The organism is Pseudomonas sp. PL-6, assembly GCF_054110165.1.
The window spans coordinates 1,997,881-2,013,413 of record NZ_CM134189.1 but is presented as its reverse complement, the minus strand read 5'-3'; the positions used below and the strand labels follow the sequence as shown (position 1 = coordinate 2,013,413).

Here is a 15,533-nt window from a genome sequence, read left to right as displayed (position 1 = left end):
TCTTGTCCAAGTCGACCTCCGTACAGTCCCAAACGTATTGCACACGCAATGACGTCCTTTAATCGTGAAACCGACTCAGCTGGCGCGCCACTCGCCCAGGCGCGCACGCAGACGCGCGGCGCACTGGCTGTGCAACTGGCTGACGCGCGACTCGCTGACCCCCAGCACTTCGCCGATTTCCTTCAAGTTCAGTTCTTCATCGTAATACAGCGCCAGCACCAGACGTTCGCGCTCCGGCAGACCGGCGATGGCCTCGGCCAATGCCGCCTGGAAGCGTTCGTCTTCGAGGTCCCGCGAAGGTTCGAGGTGGGTGTGCCCGGCGTCTTCGTGCAGCCCGCCGTGCTCGCCGTCCTGCAACAGGTCGTCGAAACTGAACAGGCGGCTGCCCAAAGTGTCGCCAAGGATGCCGTAGTAATCTTCCAGACTCAATTGGAGTTCGGCCGCAACCTCCTGATCTTTAGCGTCGCGCCCGGTTCTCGCTTCCACGACGCGGATCGCGTCGCTGACCATGCGGCTGTTGCGGTGCACCGAACGCGGCGCCCAGTCGCCCTTGCGCACTTCGTCGAGCATGGAGCCGCGGATGCGGATGCCGGCGAAGGTTTCGAAGCTGGCACCCTTGCTGGAGTCGTATTTACGCGAGGCCTCGAGCAGGCCGATCATGCCGGCCTGGATCAGGTCGTCGACCTGCACGCTGGCCGGCAGACGGGCCAGCAGGTGATAGGCGATACGTTTGACCAGAGGCGCATAGCGCTCGATCAACTGGTGCTGCGAATCCTGCGCCTGCGCCTTGTTGTACATACGAAGTCCAGAAGCTGCTGTCATACGGCGCTGTCTGCCGTCGGTTGCTGCACCAGACGTTCGACGAAAAACTCCAGATGGCCGCGGGGGTTGGCCGGCAGCGGCCAGGTATCGACCTTCTGGGCTATCGCCTTGAACGCCAGGGCGCACTTGGATCGTGGGAAGGCTTCGTAGACGGCGCGCTGCTTCTGCACGGCCTTGCGCACGCACTCGTCGTAGGGCACGGCGCCGACGTACTGCAGGGCGACGTCGAGGAAGCGATCGGTCACCTTGGTCAGCTTAGCAAAGAGGTTGCGCCCTTCCTGCGGGCTGTGGGCCATGTTGGCCAGCACGCGGAAGCGGCTGATGCCGTGGTCGCGGTTGAGCAGCTTGATCAGCGCGTAGGCATCGGTGATCGAGGTCGGCTCGTCGCACACCACCACCAGGATCTCCTGGGCGGCGCGGACGAAGCTGACCACCGCATCGCCGATGCCGGCGGCGGTGTCGATCACCAGCACGTCGAGATTCTCGCTGATCTCGCTGAACGCCTGGATCAGCCCGGCGTGCTGCATCGGCGAGAGGTTGACCATGCTCTGCGTGCCGGACGCCGCCGGCACGATGCGGATGCCGCCCGGCCCCTGCAGCAGCACGTCGCGCAGGTCGCACTCGCCGCTGATCACATCGGCCAGGGTGCGCTTGGGCGCCAGCCCCAGCAGAACGTCGACGTTGGCCAGGCCGAGGTCGGCGTCCATCAGCATCACCCGCCGACCGAGATCGGCCAGGGCCATGGACAGATTCACCGACACATTGGTCTTGCCGACGCCACCCTTGCCGCCGGTCACCGCGATCACCTGTACGGGATGCATACCCATGTTTTCTACACACCTTGTCTAACTTCGACTTGGCCATCCGGCCGTTCACTCCGGCGACGGCGTCGCCCGAGGGTGCAACATTCTCTTCTCGCTGCCTCAGCCGGCGCGTCGCGCCGGGCTCTGGTAGAGCCCGGCGAACAGCTGCGCCATGGCGTCCTCGCTCGGCTCCTCGGCGGCCTGCAGGCCCACCGCGCGGCTGACCAGTTGGTGGCTGCGCGGCACCTGCAGATCGTCCGGAATCCGCGGGCCGTCGGCGACATAGGCTACCGGCAGATGCTGGCTTATAGCCAGACCTAAAGCCTCGCCCAGGCTGGCGGCTTCGTCCAGCTTGGTCAGTATGCAGCCTGCCAGGCCGCAGCGCTTGTAACTATGGTAGGCGGCCTTGAGCACTTGGCTCTGGCTGGTGGCCGCCAGGACCAGGTAATTCTTCGCCTGCAGGCCGCGCGCCGCCAGGCTCTCCAGCTGCAGGCGCAGCGCCGGGTCGTTGCCCGGCAGACCGGCGGTGTCGATCAGTACCACGCGTTTCTTCGCCAGTGGCGCCAGGGCCTGCAGCAGCGACTGGCCAGGGTCGACCTGGGTCACCGACACGCCGAGGATGCGGCCCAGGGTCTTGAGCTGCTCCTGCGCGCCGATGCGATAGCTGTCCATGCTGACCAGGGCGACCTGCTGCGCGCCGTGCTTAAGCACGTAACGGGCCGCCAGCTTGGCCAGGGTGGTGGTCTTGCCCATGCCGGCGGGGCCGACCAGGGCGATCACCCCACCCTCTTCCAGCGGCTCGATTTTCGGCGTCTTGATCGCGTGAGCCAGGTAGGCCAGCAGCATGCGCCAAGCCTGGCGCGGCTCGGCGACGTCAGCGACCTTGTTCAGCAGCGCCTGCGACAGCTCGGCAGACAGGCCCATGCGCTGCAGGCGGCGCCAGAGGTTGGCCTGTTGCGGGCGGCGGGTCTGCAGCTGGCCCCAGGCGATGGAGCCGAGCTGCATTTCGATCAGTTCGCGCAGGCCGTGCAGTTCGAAGCGCATGGCGTCCAGCGCGCGCGGATCGACCGCAGGCTGCACCGGTGCAGGCTCGGCCGGGCGCTGCGGCTTGACCGGGGTGGCCGGCAATTCCGGCGCCACCAGCGACTCGTTGGCGAACAGCTGGCGATCCTTGCCGGCGTCCTGCTCGGCACGGGTGGCCAGTTCGGCCTGGGCGCTGGCGATGCGCGCCTGGGTCTTGCGCAGCTCGGCTTCCAGGGCCGGGTTCGGCCGTACCGGCGCCGGCGTCACCTGGTAATCCAGCGCAGCGGTCAGCTCGACGCCGCCGGCCACCCGGCGATTGCCGATGATCGCGGCATCGGCGCCCAGCTCGTCTCGCACCAGTTTCATGGCGGCCCGCATATCGGCGGCGAAGAAGCGTTTGACCTGCATGACCCTTTACCTCAGTTCTGGCCCACAGTGGCGACTATGGTGACCTGCTTGTTGTCCGGAATTTCCTGGTAGGCCAGCACGTGCATGCTGGAGACCGCCAACCGCGCGAAGCGCGACAACATCGCCCGAATCGGCCCGGCCACCAGCAGGATCACCGGCTTGCCGAGCATTTCCTGGCGCTGCGCCGCTTCCACCAGGGAACGCTGCAGCTTCTCGGCCATGCCCGGTTCGAGGAGGATGCCATCCTCGCTGCCCTGACCGGCCTTCTGCAGGCTATTGAGCAATATCTGTTCCAACCTGGGCTCGAGGGTGATCACAGGCAGCTCCGGCTCTAGTCCCACGATGCTTTGCACGATGGCGCGGGCCAGCGACACACGAACGGTGGCGACCATCGCGGCGGGATCTTGACTCTTCGGCGCGACGTTGGCGATCGCCTCGGCGATGGTGCGGATGTCGCGCACTGGTACCTGCTCCTGCAGCAGCGCCTGCAGCACCTTGAGCAGGGTCGACAGCGACACCAGCCCCGGCACCAGTTCCTCGGCCAGCTTCGGCGAGCTCTTGGCCAGCAGCTGCATGAGCTGCTGCACTTCCTCGTGTCCCAGCAGCTCGTGGGCGTGCTTGTGCAGGATCTGGTTGAGGTGGGTGGCGACCACGGTGCTGGCGTCGACCACGGTATAGCCCAGCGACTGCGCCTGGTCGCGCTGGCTGGGGTCGATCCACACCGCCTCCAGGCCGAACGCCGGATCCTTGGCGGCGATGCCGTTGAGCGGGCCGAACACCTGGCCGGGGTTGATCGCCAGCTCGCGGTCCGGGTAGACCTCGGCCTCGGCCACGCTGACGCCCATCAGGGTCAAGCGGTAGGCGTTGGGCGCCAGGTCGAGGTTGTCGCGGATATGCACCGAGGGCATGAGAAAGCCCATCTCCTGCGACAGCTTCTTGCGCACCCCCTTGATCCGCGCCAGCAGCTGCCCCCCCTGGTTGCGATCGACCAGCGGAATCAGCCGGTAGCCGACCTCCAGGCCGACCATGTCCACCGGGGTGACGTCGTCCCAGCCCAGCTCCTTGACCTCCTGCGCCTTCTGCGCCGGCAGCAGCTCCTGCTGGCGCTGCACTTCCCTGACCTCCTCTTCCTTGGTCTTGCGCTGCTTGTTGGCGATCCAGTAGGCGGCGCCGGCGGCCACCAGGCCCAGGCTGATAAAGGAGAAATGCGGCATGCCGGGCACCAGGCCCATGGTGATCATGATCGCCGCCGCCACCGCCAGCGCGCGCGGCGAAGCGAACATCTGCCGATTGACCTGGGCGCCCATGTCCTCGGAGGTGGACACCCGGGTCACCATCACCGCGGCGGCGGTGGACAGCAGCAGGGAGGGAATCTGCGCCACCAGGCCGTCGCCGATGGTCAGCAGGGTGTAGACCTTGCCCGCCTCGGCGAACGGCAGGCCGTGCTGCAGCACGCCGATGGCGATACCGCCGATCAGGTTGATGAAAAGAATCAGCAGGCCGGCGATGGCGTCGCCGCGGACGAACTTGCTGGCACCGTCCATCGAGCCGTAGAAATCGGCCTCCTGGGCCACCTCGCTGCGGCGCTTCTTGGCCTCGGCCTGATCGATCAGGCCGGCGTTGAGGTCGGCGTCGATGGCCATCTGCTTGCCGGGCATGGCGTCCAGGGTGAAACGCGCGCTGACCTCGGAGATGCGCCCGGCGCCCTTGGTGACCACCACGAAGTTGATGATCATCAGGATGGCGAACACCACGATACCAACTACGTAGTTGCCGCCGATCACCACCTCGCCGAAGGCCTGGATCACCTGCCCCGCAGCGCCGTGGCCCTCGTGGCCGTTGAGCAGCACCACGCGGGTCGAGGCGACGTTCAGCGCCAGACGCAGCAGGGTGGCCGCCAGCAGGATGGTGGGGAAGACGGCGAAATCCAGCGGTCGCAGGGCGTAGATGCTGACCAGCAAGACGACGATGGACAGGGCGATGCTGAAGGTGAACAGCACGTCGAGCAGAAAGGGCGGGATCGGCAGCATGACCATGCCGAGCATGACCAGCAGCAGCAGCGGGATACCCAGGTTGCCGTGGCGCAGACCCGCCAGGTTGCTGCGTACCTCTCCAATGATTTGTGCGCGATCTACTGCCACGTCCCTACCCCAGCCGATTCAATCTTTTGACGCGAAACTGCGCCCTGCTGGGGTAATGGCAAGAAGCGTTCCAGAAAGGTAGCGGCAAGCTACAAGCACGTAACACTTCCCGACCGCCAACTCCGCTCCTGTTGGGCTTCGCTGCGCTCAGCCCAACCTACCGATCCTTGGCGCGCACGGCGCACCCTACGAGCACGTAGGTTGGGTTGAGGAGCGCAGCGACGAAGCCCAACACTTCCCGCACACCAATTCTGCTTCTGTTGGGCTTCGCTGCGCTCAGCCCAACCAGGGTTCCACCCGCTTTATTCGTCGCGGCGCAGGTCCGGCGGGATCGGCAGGTCGGGCAGCGGCCCCGGGCGCTTGCCCTTGCCGGCCTGGTACTGGCGCAACTGGTAGACGTAGGCCAACACCTGGGCCACCGCCAGGTACAGGCCGGCGGGAATTTCCTGCTCCAGCTCGGTGGAGTAGTACACCGCCCGCGCCAGCGCCGGCGACTCCAGCAGCATGACCCGGTGCTCCTGGGCGATCTCGCGGATCTTCAGCGCCAGGAAGTCGCCGCCCTTGGCCAGCAGCAGCGGCGCGCCGCCCTTGTCCGGGTCGTACTTGAGCGCCACGGCGAAGTGGGTCGGGTTGGTGATCACCACATCGGCCTGCGGCACCGCCTGCATCATGCGGCGTTCGGCCATCTCGCGCTGCAGCTGGCGGATGCGCCCCTTGACCTCGGGCTTGCCCTCGGTGTCCTTGTATTCGTCGCGCACCTCCTGCTTGGTCATCATCAGCTTCTGCTTGTGACTCCACAGCTGGAACGGCACATCCACCGCGGCGATCAGGATCAGCCCGCAGGACAGCCAGAAGGCGCTCCAGCCAACCACCTCGAGGCTGTGCAGGATGGCCGGCTCGAGCGGTTCGTTGGCGATGGCCAGCAGGTCGTCCTGATCCACCGAAAGCACCACCAGCGCCACCACCAGGATCACCAGGAACTTGGCCAGCGCCTTGAGCAGTTCGACCAGCGCCTGCACCGAGAACATCCGCTTGAGCCCGGCCAGCGGGTTCATCCGGCTGGCCTTGGGCTGCAGCGCCTCGGCGGAGAACAGCCAGCCGCCGAGGGCGATGGGGCCGATCACCGAGGCGATCAGCAAGGCGATGAAGAACGGTTGCAAGGCCAGCAAAGCGTGCTTGCCAGAAGCCAGCAGGTACTGCGCCATGCTGCCTTCGTTCATCAGCACCTCGCGCGGCAGGCTGAAGTTGCCGCGCATCAGATCGAGCAGCACCTCGCCCATGTAGGCGCCGAAGACGATCAGCGCCACGCTGCCGGTGAGGGTCACCGCCAGGGTGTTGAGCTCCTTGGAGCGGGCGATCTGGCCCTTCTTGCGCGACTCTTCGAGCCGCTTACTGGTGGGTTCCTCGCTTTTGTCGGCGCCGCTTTCGCTCTCGGCCATGCAGCCTCCTTACCTGGCCTGGGCGAATTCGCCCAGCTGCTGCAGGGCCTCGCTGGCCAGCGCCTGGAACAGGCTGCCGAAATCGGACAGGCCGACCCAGAAGATCACCAGGCCCAGGGCCAGGGTCAGCGGGAAACCGATGGAAAAGATGTTCAGTTGCGGCGCGGCGCGGGTCATCACGCCGAAGGCCAGGTTGATGATCAGCAGCGCGGTGACCACCGGCAGGGTCAGCAGCAGGCCGGCGCCGATCACCCAGCCGAGCTTGCCGGCCAGCTCCCAGTAGTGATTGACCATCAGGCCCTGCCCGGACGGCAGGGTGACGAAGCTTTCCGCCAGGATCTCCAGCACCACCAGATGGCCGTTGATCGCCAGGAACAGCAGGGTCACCAGCATCAGCATGAACTGGCCGAGCACCGGCACCGAGACGCCGTTGGCCGGGTCGACCATGGAGGCGAAGCCCAGGCCCATCTGCATGGCGATGATCTGCCCGGCCACGGCGAACAGGTGAAAGAACAGCTGCAGGACGAAGCCGAACATGGCACCGATCAGCACCTGCTCGGCGATCAGCAGCAGGCTACGCAGGCTCAGCGCATCGACCTGCGGCAGCGGCGGCAGGGTCGGCACCAGCAGCACGCTGACCGCCAGGGCCAGGTACAGGCGCACGCGCGTCGGCACCAGCTGGGTGCCGATGATCGGCATGACCATGAACATGGCGGCGATGCGAAACAGCGGCAGGAGGAACTGGCCGACCCAGCCGCCGATCTGTTCGTTGCTCAGCTCAAGCATCGTCCGGCTCAGAGCTCGTGAAAAAAACGTTGCGAGCGAAGGCAGGTCGCGTTTCGCCTGCGCGCAGCAAGCGCAGTGTATTGAAATACATGAGCATTGCGAGCACAGCCGAAGCGCGAGATGCCGAGCACAGTAGATTTACTCATGAGCTCTCAACCGATCAGGTAGGGAATGTTCTGGATCAGGGTCTGGGTGTACTCCATCAGTTGGCGTACCAGCCAGGGCCCGGCCCAGATCAGGGTCAGCAGCATCACGATCAGACGCGGCAGGAAGCTCAGGGTCTGTTCGTTGATCTGCGTGGCGGCCTGGAACATCGCCACGATCAGGCCGACCACCAGACTCGGCACCACCGCCAGGCCGACGATCAGCACGATCAGCCAGAGCGCTTCGCGAAACAGGTCTACGGCGATCTCGGGAGTCATCTGAGCCTCGCTACAGGGTGCCGAAACTGGCCGCCAGGGTGCCCATGATCAGCGCCCAGCCGTCGACCAGGACGAACAGCATGATCTTGAACGGCAGCGAGATGATCAACGGCGACAGCATCATCATGCCCATGGCCATGAGAATACTGGCCACCACCATGTCGATGATCAGAAACGGGATGAAGATCATGAAGCCGATCTGGAACGCGGTCTTCAGCTCCGAGGTGACGAAGGCCGGCACCAGGATGGTCAGCGGCACGTCCTCGACGCCGTTGAGGTCGGTGCGCTTGGACAGGCGCACGAACAGCTCCAGGTCGCTCTCGCGGGTCTGCGCCAGCATGAAGTCGCGGATCGGCCCCTCGGCCCGGGTCAGCGCCTCCTGGGCGACGATTTCCTCGTTGAGATAGGGCTGCAGCGCATCGCTGTTAATCCGGTCGAACACCGGAGCCATGATGAACAGGGTGAGAAACAGCGCCAGGCCGACCAGGATCTGGTTCGACGGCGTCTGCTGCAGGCCCAGCGCCTGGCGCAGGATGGAGAACACGATGATGATGCGGGTGAAGCTGGTCATCAGCATGACGAACGCCGGAATGAAGCTCAGCGCGGTCATGATCAGCAGGATCTGCAGGCTGACCGAATACTCCTGCTGGCCCTCGGCGTCGGTGGACAGGGTGATGGCCGGGATCGACAGCGGGTTGCCGCCCTGCTGGATCAGCGAGGTGCCGAGCGGCGGATCTTCGGCATAGGCCAGCGAGGCGCCCAGGCTCAGCAGCAGCACCAGCAACAAGCGCAGCATCAGGATTTGTCCTTCTGGTCCTTGCCCAGCAGCTCCATCAGGCGCTGGGCGAACTCCGGCGTGGCCGGCTCGGCGTCGGCCAGGTGCACCGGCTCCTTGAGCACGTGCAACGGGGTGATGCGCCCGGCGGACAGGCCGAGCAGGATCTGCTCGTTGCCCACCTGCACCAGCACCAGGCGGTCGCGCGGGCCGAGCGACTGGCTGGCCAGCAGCTTGATCACCTGGCCGCCGCGCGGCGCCAGCTGCTGCACCCGGCGCAGTAGCCAGGCGAGGAGGAAGATCAAGCCGATCACCAGCAGCAGGCCGAGCAGCAACTGGCCGAGCTGGCCGGCCATATCGCTGCCAGCCAGCGGCGTGGTCGCCTGGCCGGCGGGCTCGGCAGCCAGGGCCACCATGGGCAGGGACAACGGCAGGGCGAGGAAGCGGAGCATGGTCAGCGCAGCTTCTTGATGCGTTCGCTGGGGCTGATCACGTCGGTCAGGCGGATGCCGAACTTCTCGTTGACCACCACCACCTCGCCGTGGGCGATCAGGGTGCCGTTGACCAGCACGTCGAGCGGCTCTCCGGCCAGGCGATCCAGCTCGATCACCGAGCCCTGGTTGAGCTGCAGCAGGTTGCGGATGGTGATGTCGGTATTGCCCACTTCCATGGAGATCGACACCGGGATATCCAGGATCACGTCCAGGTTGGGGCCTTCCAGATTAATCGGCAGGTTGCCAGGCGGCGGCGCGCTGCCGAACTCCTCCATCGGCGCCCGCGGCGCCGCGGGCTGGGCAGTAGTGTTCTGTGCAGCCAGCATGGCGTCGATATCGTCCTGGCCGGCATCAGCTGCCTCGGCCAGCGCCGCTGCCCATTCGTCGGCCAGCGCCTGTTCCTCGGGGGAGGTGTTCTCTTCGGTTGCCATCGTCTTTCCTCGCCTGGCTCAATGGAGTTGCCAGCGCCTTCAGCGCTGACGTTCGATCGGCTCGAGCACCTGCAGGGCCAGATTGCCCTTGTGTGCGCCGAGCTTGACCTTGAAAGTCGGCACGCCGTTGGCGCGCATGATCACGTTGTCCGGCAGCTCCACCGGGATCACGTCGCCCGGCTGCATGTGCAGGATGTCGCGCAGCTTGAGCTGGCGCCGCGCCACGGTGACGGCCAGCGGCACGCTGACGTCGAGGATGTCCTCGCGCAGGGCCTTGATCCAGCGCTCGTCCTGGTCGTCGACGTCGGACTGGAAGCCGGCATCGAGCATCTCGCGGATCGGCTCGATCATCGAATAGGGCATGGTGATGTGCAGGTCGCCGCCGCCACCGTCCAGTTCGATATGGAAGGTGGACACCACCACGACTTCACTCGGGCTGACGATATTGGCCAGCGCCGGGTTGACCTCCGAGTTGACATACTCGAAGTTGATGTCCATCACCGCGTGCCAGGCCTCGCGCAGGTCGACGAAGGCCTGGTCGAGCACCATGCGCACTACGCGCAGCTCGGTGGGGGTGAACTCGCGCCCCTCGATCTTGGCGTGGCGGCCGTCGCCGCCGAAGAAGTTGTCCACCAGCTTGAACACCAGCTTGGCGTCGAGAATGAACAGGCCGGTGCCACGCAGCGGCTTCATCTTCACCAGGTTGAGGCTGGTGGGCACGTACAGCGAGTGCACGTACTCGCCGAATTTCATCACCTGCACGCCGCCGACCGCCACGTCCGCCGAGCGGCGCAGCAGGTTGAACATGCTGATGCGGGTGTAGCGGGCGAAGCGTTCGTTGATCATCTCCAGGGTCGGCATGCGTCCGCGGACGATGCGATCCTGGCTGGTCAGGTCATACTGCCTGACACCACCCGGTTCGGCGGCGTCCTCGGTATCGACCAGGCCGTCGTCGACGCCGTGCAGCAGCGCATCGATCTCGTCCTGGGACAGCAAGTCTTGCACGGCCATGTTCGCTCCCGGCTACTGCAATACGAAGTTAGTGAACAGCACCTGCTCGACCACGGTGCCGCCGGTTTCCTGCTGGGCCAGCTCCTGCACGCTGGCCAGCGCCTGCTGCAGCAGCATGTCCTTGCCCAACGCGGTTTGCAGGGTGGCGAAGTCCTGGCCGGCGAGCAGCATCACCAGGCGGTTGCGCAGCACCGGCATGTGCACCTTGAGCTTGTCCAGGCCGGCGGTGTCGCGGCTCATCAGGGCCATGCTGACCTGCAGGTAGCGGGTACGCCCCTGATGGTTGAAATTGACCACGAAGGCCGGCATCAGCTCCTGGTACAGCGCCGCCTGGCGCACCGACGCCGCGCTGGCGGACTCCGTCGCGGGCTCGGCGTCCTCGGCCTTGTCGCCCTTGCTGAGGACGAACCAGGTGCCACCGATGGACAGGCCAACGGCCAGCAACAGGGCCAGCACTATCAATAGGATGAGCTTCAGCTTGCCCTTGCCGGCACCCTGGCCGTCGCCGGCCGCCGCGTCTTTCTTAGCCATGCCAATAATCCGTCACTATCGGAGTTTTTCCGCTTTCAGGGGGTTGAGAGCAAGTGTTATGCCAGCCTAGCGGCTCGCTTGTCTAACTCTGGGCTGCGGATTTAACAGCGGCGCGCGCCGGCTGTCATCCAAAACGCATTCGCCCGGGAGGCCGGCCAGGCCACCCGGGCGAATGCACGTCTCGCGAAGCGGGCCTGACGACCGGGCTCAGGCGTAGTAATCCACCAGGCCCAGGCCTGCGCTCGAACGCTCGCTGCGCAGCTCCTGCGCAGCGCTCGGCAACGCCTCGTCCAAGGCCAGCCGACCGTCGCCGCCGCTGGCGCCGCCGCGCCCGCCTTCGCCCTGGCCCTGCCAGCCGCGGCTGAGCGACTGATCGGAGACGTTGGCATCTGCCAGGTTCATGCCCTGCTGGGCGAACAGCTCGCGCAGACGCTGCATCTGTCCTTCCAGAGCCTCGCGCACCCCGGCGTTAGGGCTGGCGAAGGTCACCTGCGCCTGATCCTGGGACAGGTTCACCCGCACCTCCAGGCGGCCCAGTTCGGCCGGATCGAGCTGGATCTCGGCCGACTTGAGGTTCTGGCTGGACAGCCACATGACCCGGTCCACCACCGCCTCGCTCCAGCCGCCCTGCTGCATCGCCACCGGCTGCCCGGGCACCAGCGGCAGACGCGGCGCCACCCCGGCCTGCTGGTTGAGCGCCTGGGTCAGGGCGTTGAGCTTGCTGACGAACTGATCCGGGCGGTTGGGCTGCACGCTGTCCTTGAGGCTGTCCAGGGCATCCTTGGCGAGATCGTCCAGCGGCAGCTCCAGTCCCGCCTCCTCGCCTGCCCTGGCCTTCTCCTCGCCCTTGCCCATCGCCGCCATGGCCGCGGCGAAATCGCTGCTGCTGGCCAGTCGTGTGCTCTTGCTCGCGGCCTCCTGACCCAGCGCGACCTGGCCCTCCTCCTCCGGCGCCTGCTGCAGCAGGGCCAGGGGATCGAGCGCCTCCTCCTCCAACGCCGGCACGCCACCCTCGCCATCGGCCTCGGCCACCCCGGCAAGCGCCAGGGCGGATGCCGGCAGGACCTCGCCCGTCGGCGCAGCCGGCGCGGCCGGCGCCTGGATGCCGCCCAGGGCCATGGCCAGCAGCGGGTCGAGCTCCGCCGGCGTCTCGCCCTCGGCCGGCAAGGAATTGCCGTCCGCGGCAACGGCCGGCTGCTCGGCGGCAGCCTCGGCGCTGGCCGCCGGCTCGCCGCCGGCGCCAGCCGGGCGCTCCTCGTCAGGCTTGGCGGCCTCGCCGGCACGCTCGCCGGGCTTGGCCTGGCGCTCCTTAGCGTACACCTCGGCGAAGCTGGAGGCCTCGTTCTTGCTGGGCTCCGGCGCTTTCGCCGGCGGCTTCGCTTTGCTCTTTACCTCAGGCGTGGCCTGCAGGCGTAGATCGGGCATCGCGGACATGGACGCTCTCCGTCTGATGGGTCGTGACGGTGTCAGAGCAAAGGCTGGGCCAAGTCGGGGGAAGGTCTGTAGATGCAGGGCAGTCACGCGCGACTCAGACGCGATAACGCTGGCGCTCGGACTTGAACAGGATGCGCACGATGGCGAATTCGCGCTCGATCTGCTCGATCAGCGCCGGCGCCAGTTCCAGCGCCTCGCGCCGGCCAGCGTCTTCTAACTGCCTGCACAACCCGGCCAGCAGCACCGCGCCCATATTGCTGCAGCTGCCCTTGAAGCTGTGCGCGGCCAGGCGCAGCCCCTGGGCATCGGCCTCGCGCTCGGCCTGGCGCAACAGGCGCAGGCGCTCCTCGGAGTCGACGACAAAGGTATCGAGCAGAATCGGGTATTCGTCTTCCATGACGTCCTGCAGGGCAGCCAGGACGGCATCGTCGAGGTGGATATCGGACACCGGGTCACTCCCTGAACATCGAGCCTCGGATTATGCCCCAGCGGACCAGCAAAACTCCACGCTGACGCCCTGGCCGTCGGCGCTGCAGGCAAAGCCGTCGCTCAACTCGCGCACCAGCGCCAGGCCGCGCCCGCACAAGGCCTCGTCCTGCAGCGCGGCCACGGCGGCCGGATCGAAACCCGGCCCGCTGTCCTCGACCCGCACGATCAGCCGCCCGCCGCCGGCCCGCGGCAGCAACTGCAGGTGAAAGCGCACATGGCCGTCGCTCAGCGCCGCCAGGCGCAGGCGCCGTTGCCGGTAGTACTCGGCGAAGCCGCGGGCATCCTGCTTGAGCGCCGAGTCCAGGCCCATCACGCCGTGCTCCAGGGCGTTGGAATAGAGCTCGGCGAGCACGGTGTACAGCTCGCCGCCGCGTGGCCGCAGCCCCTGCACGTCGAGCAGCAACTGCAGCAGAAAGGGCAAGGGGTTGAAGTGACGCAGACTCTGCGCACGAAACTCGAAGCTGGCCGACCAGTCCAGCGGGCTGCTCTGCCCGCTGTCGGCGAAGGCCAGCGGGCGTGGGCGTTGGGCGTCCTCGGCGAGGCCGACCTGAAGCATGCTGACGTCGTCCTGCAGCTCGCCGCGAAACTCCAGCAGCGCCTGCTGGATTTCCTCGAACAGTGCCTGCGGCTGGCGGTTGGCATCGAGCAGCGCCAGCAGACGCGTCTCGCCGAACAGCTGGCCCTGCTGGTCGCAGGCCTCCAGCACGCCGTCGGTAAGCAGGAAGATGCGGTCGCCCGGGGCCAGCGGGTAGACCTCGCAGCGGTCGCTGAAGGCCGCCGGCTCGAGAATGCCCAGTGGCAGATGACGCGATACCAGGGGCTGGCGCGAGCGGCCATCGCCGTGCAGCAGATGGCCGTCCGGCAGGCCACCGTTCCACACCTCGAGCAGGCCGCGCTGGCTGCTGATGTTGAGCAGGGTGGCACAGCAGAACACGCCCACCGGCAGGATGCGTTTGAGCTTGGCGTTGATCTCGCGGAGGATCTCGGCCAGGGCGTGCCCCTTGGCGGTCATGCCGTAGAACACCTCGGCCAGCGGCATGGCGCCGATGGCCGCCGGCAGGCCGTGGCCGGTGAAGTCGCCGAGCATCACGTGCATGCCGCCGGAGGGCTTGTAGGCCGCCAGCAGCAGGTCGCCGTTGAACAGCGCGTAGGGCGACTGCAGGTAGCGGATGTTCGGCGCATCCAGGCAGCCGGAATGCGCCACCTTGTCGAACACCGCCTTGGCCACCCGCTGCTCGCGCAGCAGGTGCTCGTTGTGCCGGGCGATCAGGTCGCGCTGTTGCAGCACGGTGTCCTGCAGGCGGCGCAGGCGATCCATGGCGCCGATCTTGGCCTCGAGTATCACCCGGTTGTAGGGCTTGGCGAGAAAGTCGTCGCCGCCGGCCTCCAGGCAGCGCACCAGCGCTTCGCCTTCGGTCAGCGAGGTGAGGAAGATGATCGGCACCAGCGCCTCGCCGGCCTGCTGCTTGATCCGCCGCGCCGCCTCGAAACCGTCCATCACCGGCATCAGCGCATCCATCAGCACCAGCTGCGGGCGCTCCTGCTCGAACAGCGCGACCGCCTCCAGGCCGTTGCTGGCGGTGAGCACCCGGTGGCCCTGGCGACTGACGATGGTCGACAGCAGCATGCGATCGGCCGCGTTGTCCTCGGCGATCAGGATCGACAGGCGCTCGGCCATGGTCAGTTGATCTGGAACAGCTGCTCGAAATTGGAGATCGCCAGGATCTTGCGCACATCGCTGCTGCAGTTGAGCAGGCGGATCTGCGCCGCGTCGCCGCCGGCGTGATCGCGCAGCAGCAGGAGCATGCCCAGCGCCGAGCTGTCCAGGTAGCTGGTGCCCTGCAGGTCGACCAGGTAGCGCCTGGGGGTAATGTTGACGCGCTCGTAGGCGTCGCGAAATTCCTGGTGGGAGGCGAAGTCGAAGCGTCCTCGAATCGCGATGGTCAGCTCTTGCCCGTCGGCCGACGGCTGCGAGGTGATGGCCATGTCCTGCTCCTTTGTCGAGACCTTGCCTGATTGGCGGCGTGCGCCCCCAAGGTGTAGCACCTGCCCTGCCCCGCGACAACCTCGAGTTAAGGCTCGCCGCGGTCGATCAGGCGCTGCGCCAGCTCGTCGAGTAGTTTCTGCTCGCGCTTGTCCTCGGCCAGGCGCGCCTCGTCGACATAGCGCTGCACCAGCTTGCGCAGCCCCTCCAGGCGCGCGTAGCGCTGCTGCCAGACGGCGCGCACCTTCTCCAGGTTGGCGCGGTGCCAGTCGAGGCTCTGCTGCTGCTGACCGATGGCCGTTTCCAGTTGCGCGAGAAAGCGCTGGTAGTTCATCAGCCATTGCCCGGAGACGCCCTTGCTGCCCTCGCTGATCCACTGCTGCTGGTAGTCGCCGCGAAAGCGCTCCAGCTCGCCCAGCTTGACCTCGGCCTGGCTCACCAGACCCTGGCAATGACCGAGCTGGCGCGCCGCCTCGCGCTCGGCCTTCTCCGCCATGCTCACCACCGGCGCCAGGCGCGCCGCACGACTCGCCGCCATGG

Annotated in this window: 17 protein-coding genes; all 17 read right to left on the bottom strand. The window is 66.7% G+C overall.

What is annotated here, in order from left to right; translation table 11 throughout:
* Positions 1–75 precede the first annotated feature (75 nt).
* Entirely contained in the window at positions 76–822 is a 747-nt protein-coding gene (fliA, locus tag ACW9UL_RS09370; protein ID WP_031302503.1) for an RNA polymerase sigma factor FliA, read from the bottom strand.
* Positions 819–1,649 carry a flagellar synthesis regulator FleN gene (fleN, locus tag ACW9UL_RS09365; RefSeq protein ID WP_031302501.1) on the bottom strand — a complete coding sequence of 277 codons (831 nt, stop codon included), beginning with the start codon at positions 1,647–1,649 and terminating at the stop codon, positions 819–821. Before fleN ends, fliA begins: the two co-directional genes overlap by 4 nt.
* A 96-nt stretch (positions 1,650–1,745) precedes the next feature.
* Positions 1,746–3,056: a flagellar biosynthesis GTPase FlhF gene (gene flhF / locus ACW9UL_RS09360; protein WP_021441785.1), complete on the bottom strand. Its 1,311-nt coding sequence runs from the start codon at positions 3,054–3,056 to the stop codon at positions 1,746–1,748.
* An 11-nt stretch (positions 3,057–3,067) separates the two neighbouring features.
* On the bottom strand, positions 3,068–5,197 hold the full coding sequence (gene flhA, locus ACW9UL_RS09355) for a flagellar biosynthesis protein FlhA (RefSeq protein WP_457790351.1): 2,130 nt from the start codon (positions 5,195–5,197) through the stop codon (positions 3,068–3,070).
* A 302-nt stretch (positions 5,198–5,499) separates the two neighbouring features.
* Positions 5,500–6,636 (bottom strand): flagellar biosynthesis protein FlhB, encoded by a 1,137-nt coding sequence (gene flhB / locus ACW9UL_RS09350; RefSeq protein WP_457790349.1) that lies wholly within the window; start codon positions 6,634–6,636, stop codon positions 5,500–5,502.
* Positions 6,637–6,645: 9 nt separating this feature from the next.
* Entirely contained in the window at positions 6,646–7,422 is a 777-nt protein-coding gene (fliR, locus tag ACW9UL_RS09345) for a flagellar biosynthetic protein FliR (protein ID WP_457790347.1), read from the bottom strand.
* A 152-nt stretch (positions 7,423–7,574) separates the two neighbouring features.
* Positions 7,575–7,844: a flagellar biosynthesis protein FliQ gene (gene fliQ, locus ACW9UL_RS09340; protein ID WP_021441781.1), complete on the bottom strand. Its 270-nt coding sequence runs from the start codon at positions 7,842–7,844 to the stop codon at positions 7,575–7,577.
* A 10-nt stretch (positions 7,845–7,854) separates the two neighbouring features.
* On the bottom strand, positions 7,855–8,640 hold the full coding sequence (gene fliP, locus ACW9UL_RS09335; protein ID WP_457790345.1) for a flagellar type III secretion system pore protein FliP: 786 nt from the start codon (positions 8,638–8,640) through the stop codon (positions 7,855–7,857).
* Positions 8,640–9,071 carry a flagellar biosynthetic protein FliO gene (gene fliO / locus ACW9UL_RS09330; protein ID WP_457790343.1) on the bottom strand — a complete coding sequence of 144 codons (432 nt, stop codon included), beginning with the start codon at positions 9,069–9,071 and terminating at the stop codon, positions 8,640–8,642. The genes fliP and fliO overlap by 1 nt, the downstream gene beginning before the upstream one ends.
* Before the next feature lie 2 nt (positions 9,072–9,073).
* Entirely contained in the window at positions 9,074–9,544 is a 471-nt protein-coding gene (gene fliN, locus ACW9UL_RS09325) for a flagellar motor switch protein FliN (protein WP_457790341.1), read from the bottom strand.
* 39 nt (positions 9,545–9,583) lie between these two features.
* The gene (fliM, locus tag ACW9UL_RS09320) at positions 9,584–10,555 is read right to left on the bottom strand and encodes a flagellar motor switch protein FliM (protein ID WP_457790339.1); all 972 of its coding nucleotides are present in this window, start codon (positions 10,553–10,555) and stop codon (positions 9,584–9,586) included.
* Between the two features lie 12 nt (positions 10,556–10,567).
* Positions 10,568–11,086 (bottom strand): flagellar basal body-associated protein FliL, encoded by a 519-nt coding sequence (gene fliL / locus ACW9UL_RS09315; RefSeq protein WP_457790337.1) that lies wholly within the window; start codon positions 11,084–11,086, stop codon positions 10,568–10,570.
* 207 nt (positions 11,087–11,293) lie between these two features.
* Positions 11,294–12,520, bottom strand: a complete 1,227-nt coding sequence (locus ACW9UL_RS09310; protein ID WP_457790335.1) for a flagellar hook-length control protein FliK — start codon at positions 12,518–12,520, stop codon at positions 11,294–11,296.
* Between the two features lie 94 nt (positions 12,521–12,614).
* Positions 12,615–12,968 (bottom strand): Hpt domain-containing protein, encoded by a 354-nt coding sequence (locus ACW9UL_RS09305; protein ID WP_457790334.1) that lies wholly within the window; start codon positions 12,966–12,968, stop codon positions 12,615–12,617.
* Between the two features lie 30 nt (positions 12,969–12,998).
* A complete protein-coding gene (locus tag ACW9UL_RS09300; RefSeq protein ID WP_457790332.1) occupies positions 12,999–14,687 on the bottom strand; it encodes a SpoIIE family protein phosphatase in 1,689 nt (562 codons plus the stop codon).
* A gap of 2 nt (positions 14,688–14,689) precedes the next feature.
* The gene (locus tag ACW9UL_RS09295) at positions 14,690–14,995 is read right to left on the bottom strand and encodes an STAS domain-containing protein (RefSeq protein ID WP_457790330.1); all 306 of its coding nucleotides are present in this window, start codon (positions 14,993–14,995) and stop codon (positions 14,690–14,692) included.
* Between the two features lie 86 nt (positions 14,996–15,081).
* Positions 15,082–15,531 (bottom strand): flagellar export protein FliJ, encoded by a 450-nt coding sequence (fliJ, locus tag ACW9UL_RS09290; RefSeq protein ID WP_457790328.1) that lies wholly within the window; start codon positions 15,529–15,531, stop codon positions 15,082–15,084.
* Positions 15,532–15,533 lie beyond the last annotated feature (2 nt).

What these genes read in the sequence shown, in the direction of transcription:
- fliL (WP_457790337.1), bottom strand. Translation starts at nt 11,086, where the DNA reads ATGGCTAAGAAAGACGCGGCGGCCGGCGACGGCCAGGGTGCCGGCAAG.
- ACW9UL_RS09295 (WP_457790330.1), bottom strand. Translation starts at nt 14,995, where the DNA reads ATGGCCATCACCTCGCAGCCGTCGGCCGACGGGCAAGAGCTGACCATC.
- fliM (WP_457790339.1), bottom strand. Translation starts at nt 10,555, where the DNA reads ATGGCCGTGCAAGACTTGCTGTCCCAGGACGAGATCGATGCGCTGCTG.
- ACW9UL_RS09310 (WP_457790335.1), bottom strand. Translation starts at nt 12,520, where the DNA reads ATGTCCGCGATGCCCGATCTACGCCTGCAGGCCACGCCTGAGGTAAAG.
- flhB (WP_457790349.1), bottom strand. Translation starts at nt 6,636, where the DNA reads ATGGCCGAGAGCGAAAGCGGCGCCGACAAAAGCGAGGAACCCACCAGT.
- fleN (WP_031302501.1), bottom strand. Translation starts at nt 1,649, where the DNA reads ATGGGTATGCATCCCGTACAGGTGATCGCGGTGACCGGCGGCAAGGGT.
- fliJ (WP_457790328.1), bottom strand. Translation starts at nt 15,531, where the DNA reads ATGGCGGCGAGTCGTGCGGCGCGCCTGGCGCCGGTGGTGAGCATGGCG.
- fliO (WP_457790343.1), bottom strand. Translation starts at nt 9,071, where the DNA reads ATGCTCCGCTTCCTCGCCCTGCCGTTGTCCCTGCCCATGGTGGCCCTG.
- fliR (WP_457790347.1), bottom strand. Translation starts at nt 7,422, where the DNA reads ATGCTTGAGCTGAGCAACGAACAGATCGGCGGCTGGGTCGGCCAGTTC.
- ACW9UL_RS09300 (WP_457790332.1), bottom strand. Translation starts at nt 14,687, where the DNA reads ATGGCCGAGCGCCTGTCGATCCTGATCGCCGAGGACAACGCGGCCGAT.
- fliA (WP_031302503.1), bottom strand. Translation starts at nt 822, where the DNA reads ATGACAGCAGCTTCTGGACTTCGTATGTACAACAAGGCGCAGGCGCAG.
- flhF (WP_021441785.1), bottom strand. Translation starts at nt 3,056, where the DNA reads ATGCAGGTCAAACGCTTCTTCGCCGCCGATATGCGGGCCGCCATGAAA.
- fliQ (WP_021441781.1), bottom strand. Translation starts at nt 7,844, where the DNA reads ATGACTCCCGAGATCGCCGTAGACCTGTTTCGCGAAGCGCTCTGGCTG.
- fliN (WP_457790341.1), bottom strand. Translation starts at nt 9,544, where the DNA reads ATGGCAACCGAAGAGAACACCTCCCCCGAGGAACAGGCGCTGGCCGAC.
- fliP (WP_457790345.1), bottom strand. Translation starts at nt 8,640, where the DNA reads ATGCTGCGCTTGTTGCTGGTGCTGCTGCTGAGCCTGGGCGCCTCGCTG.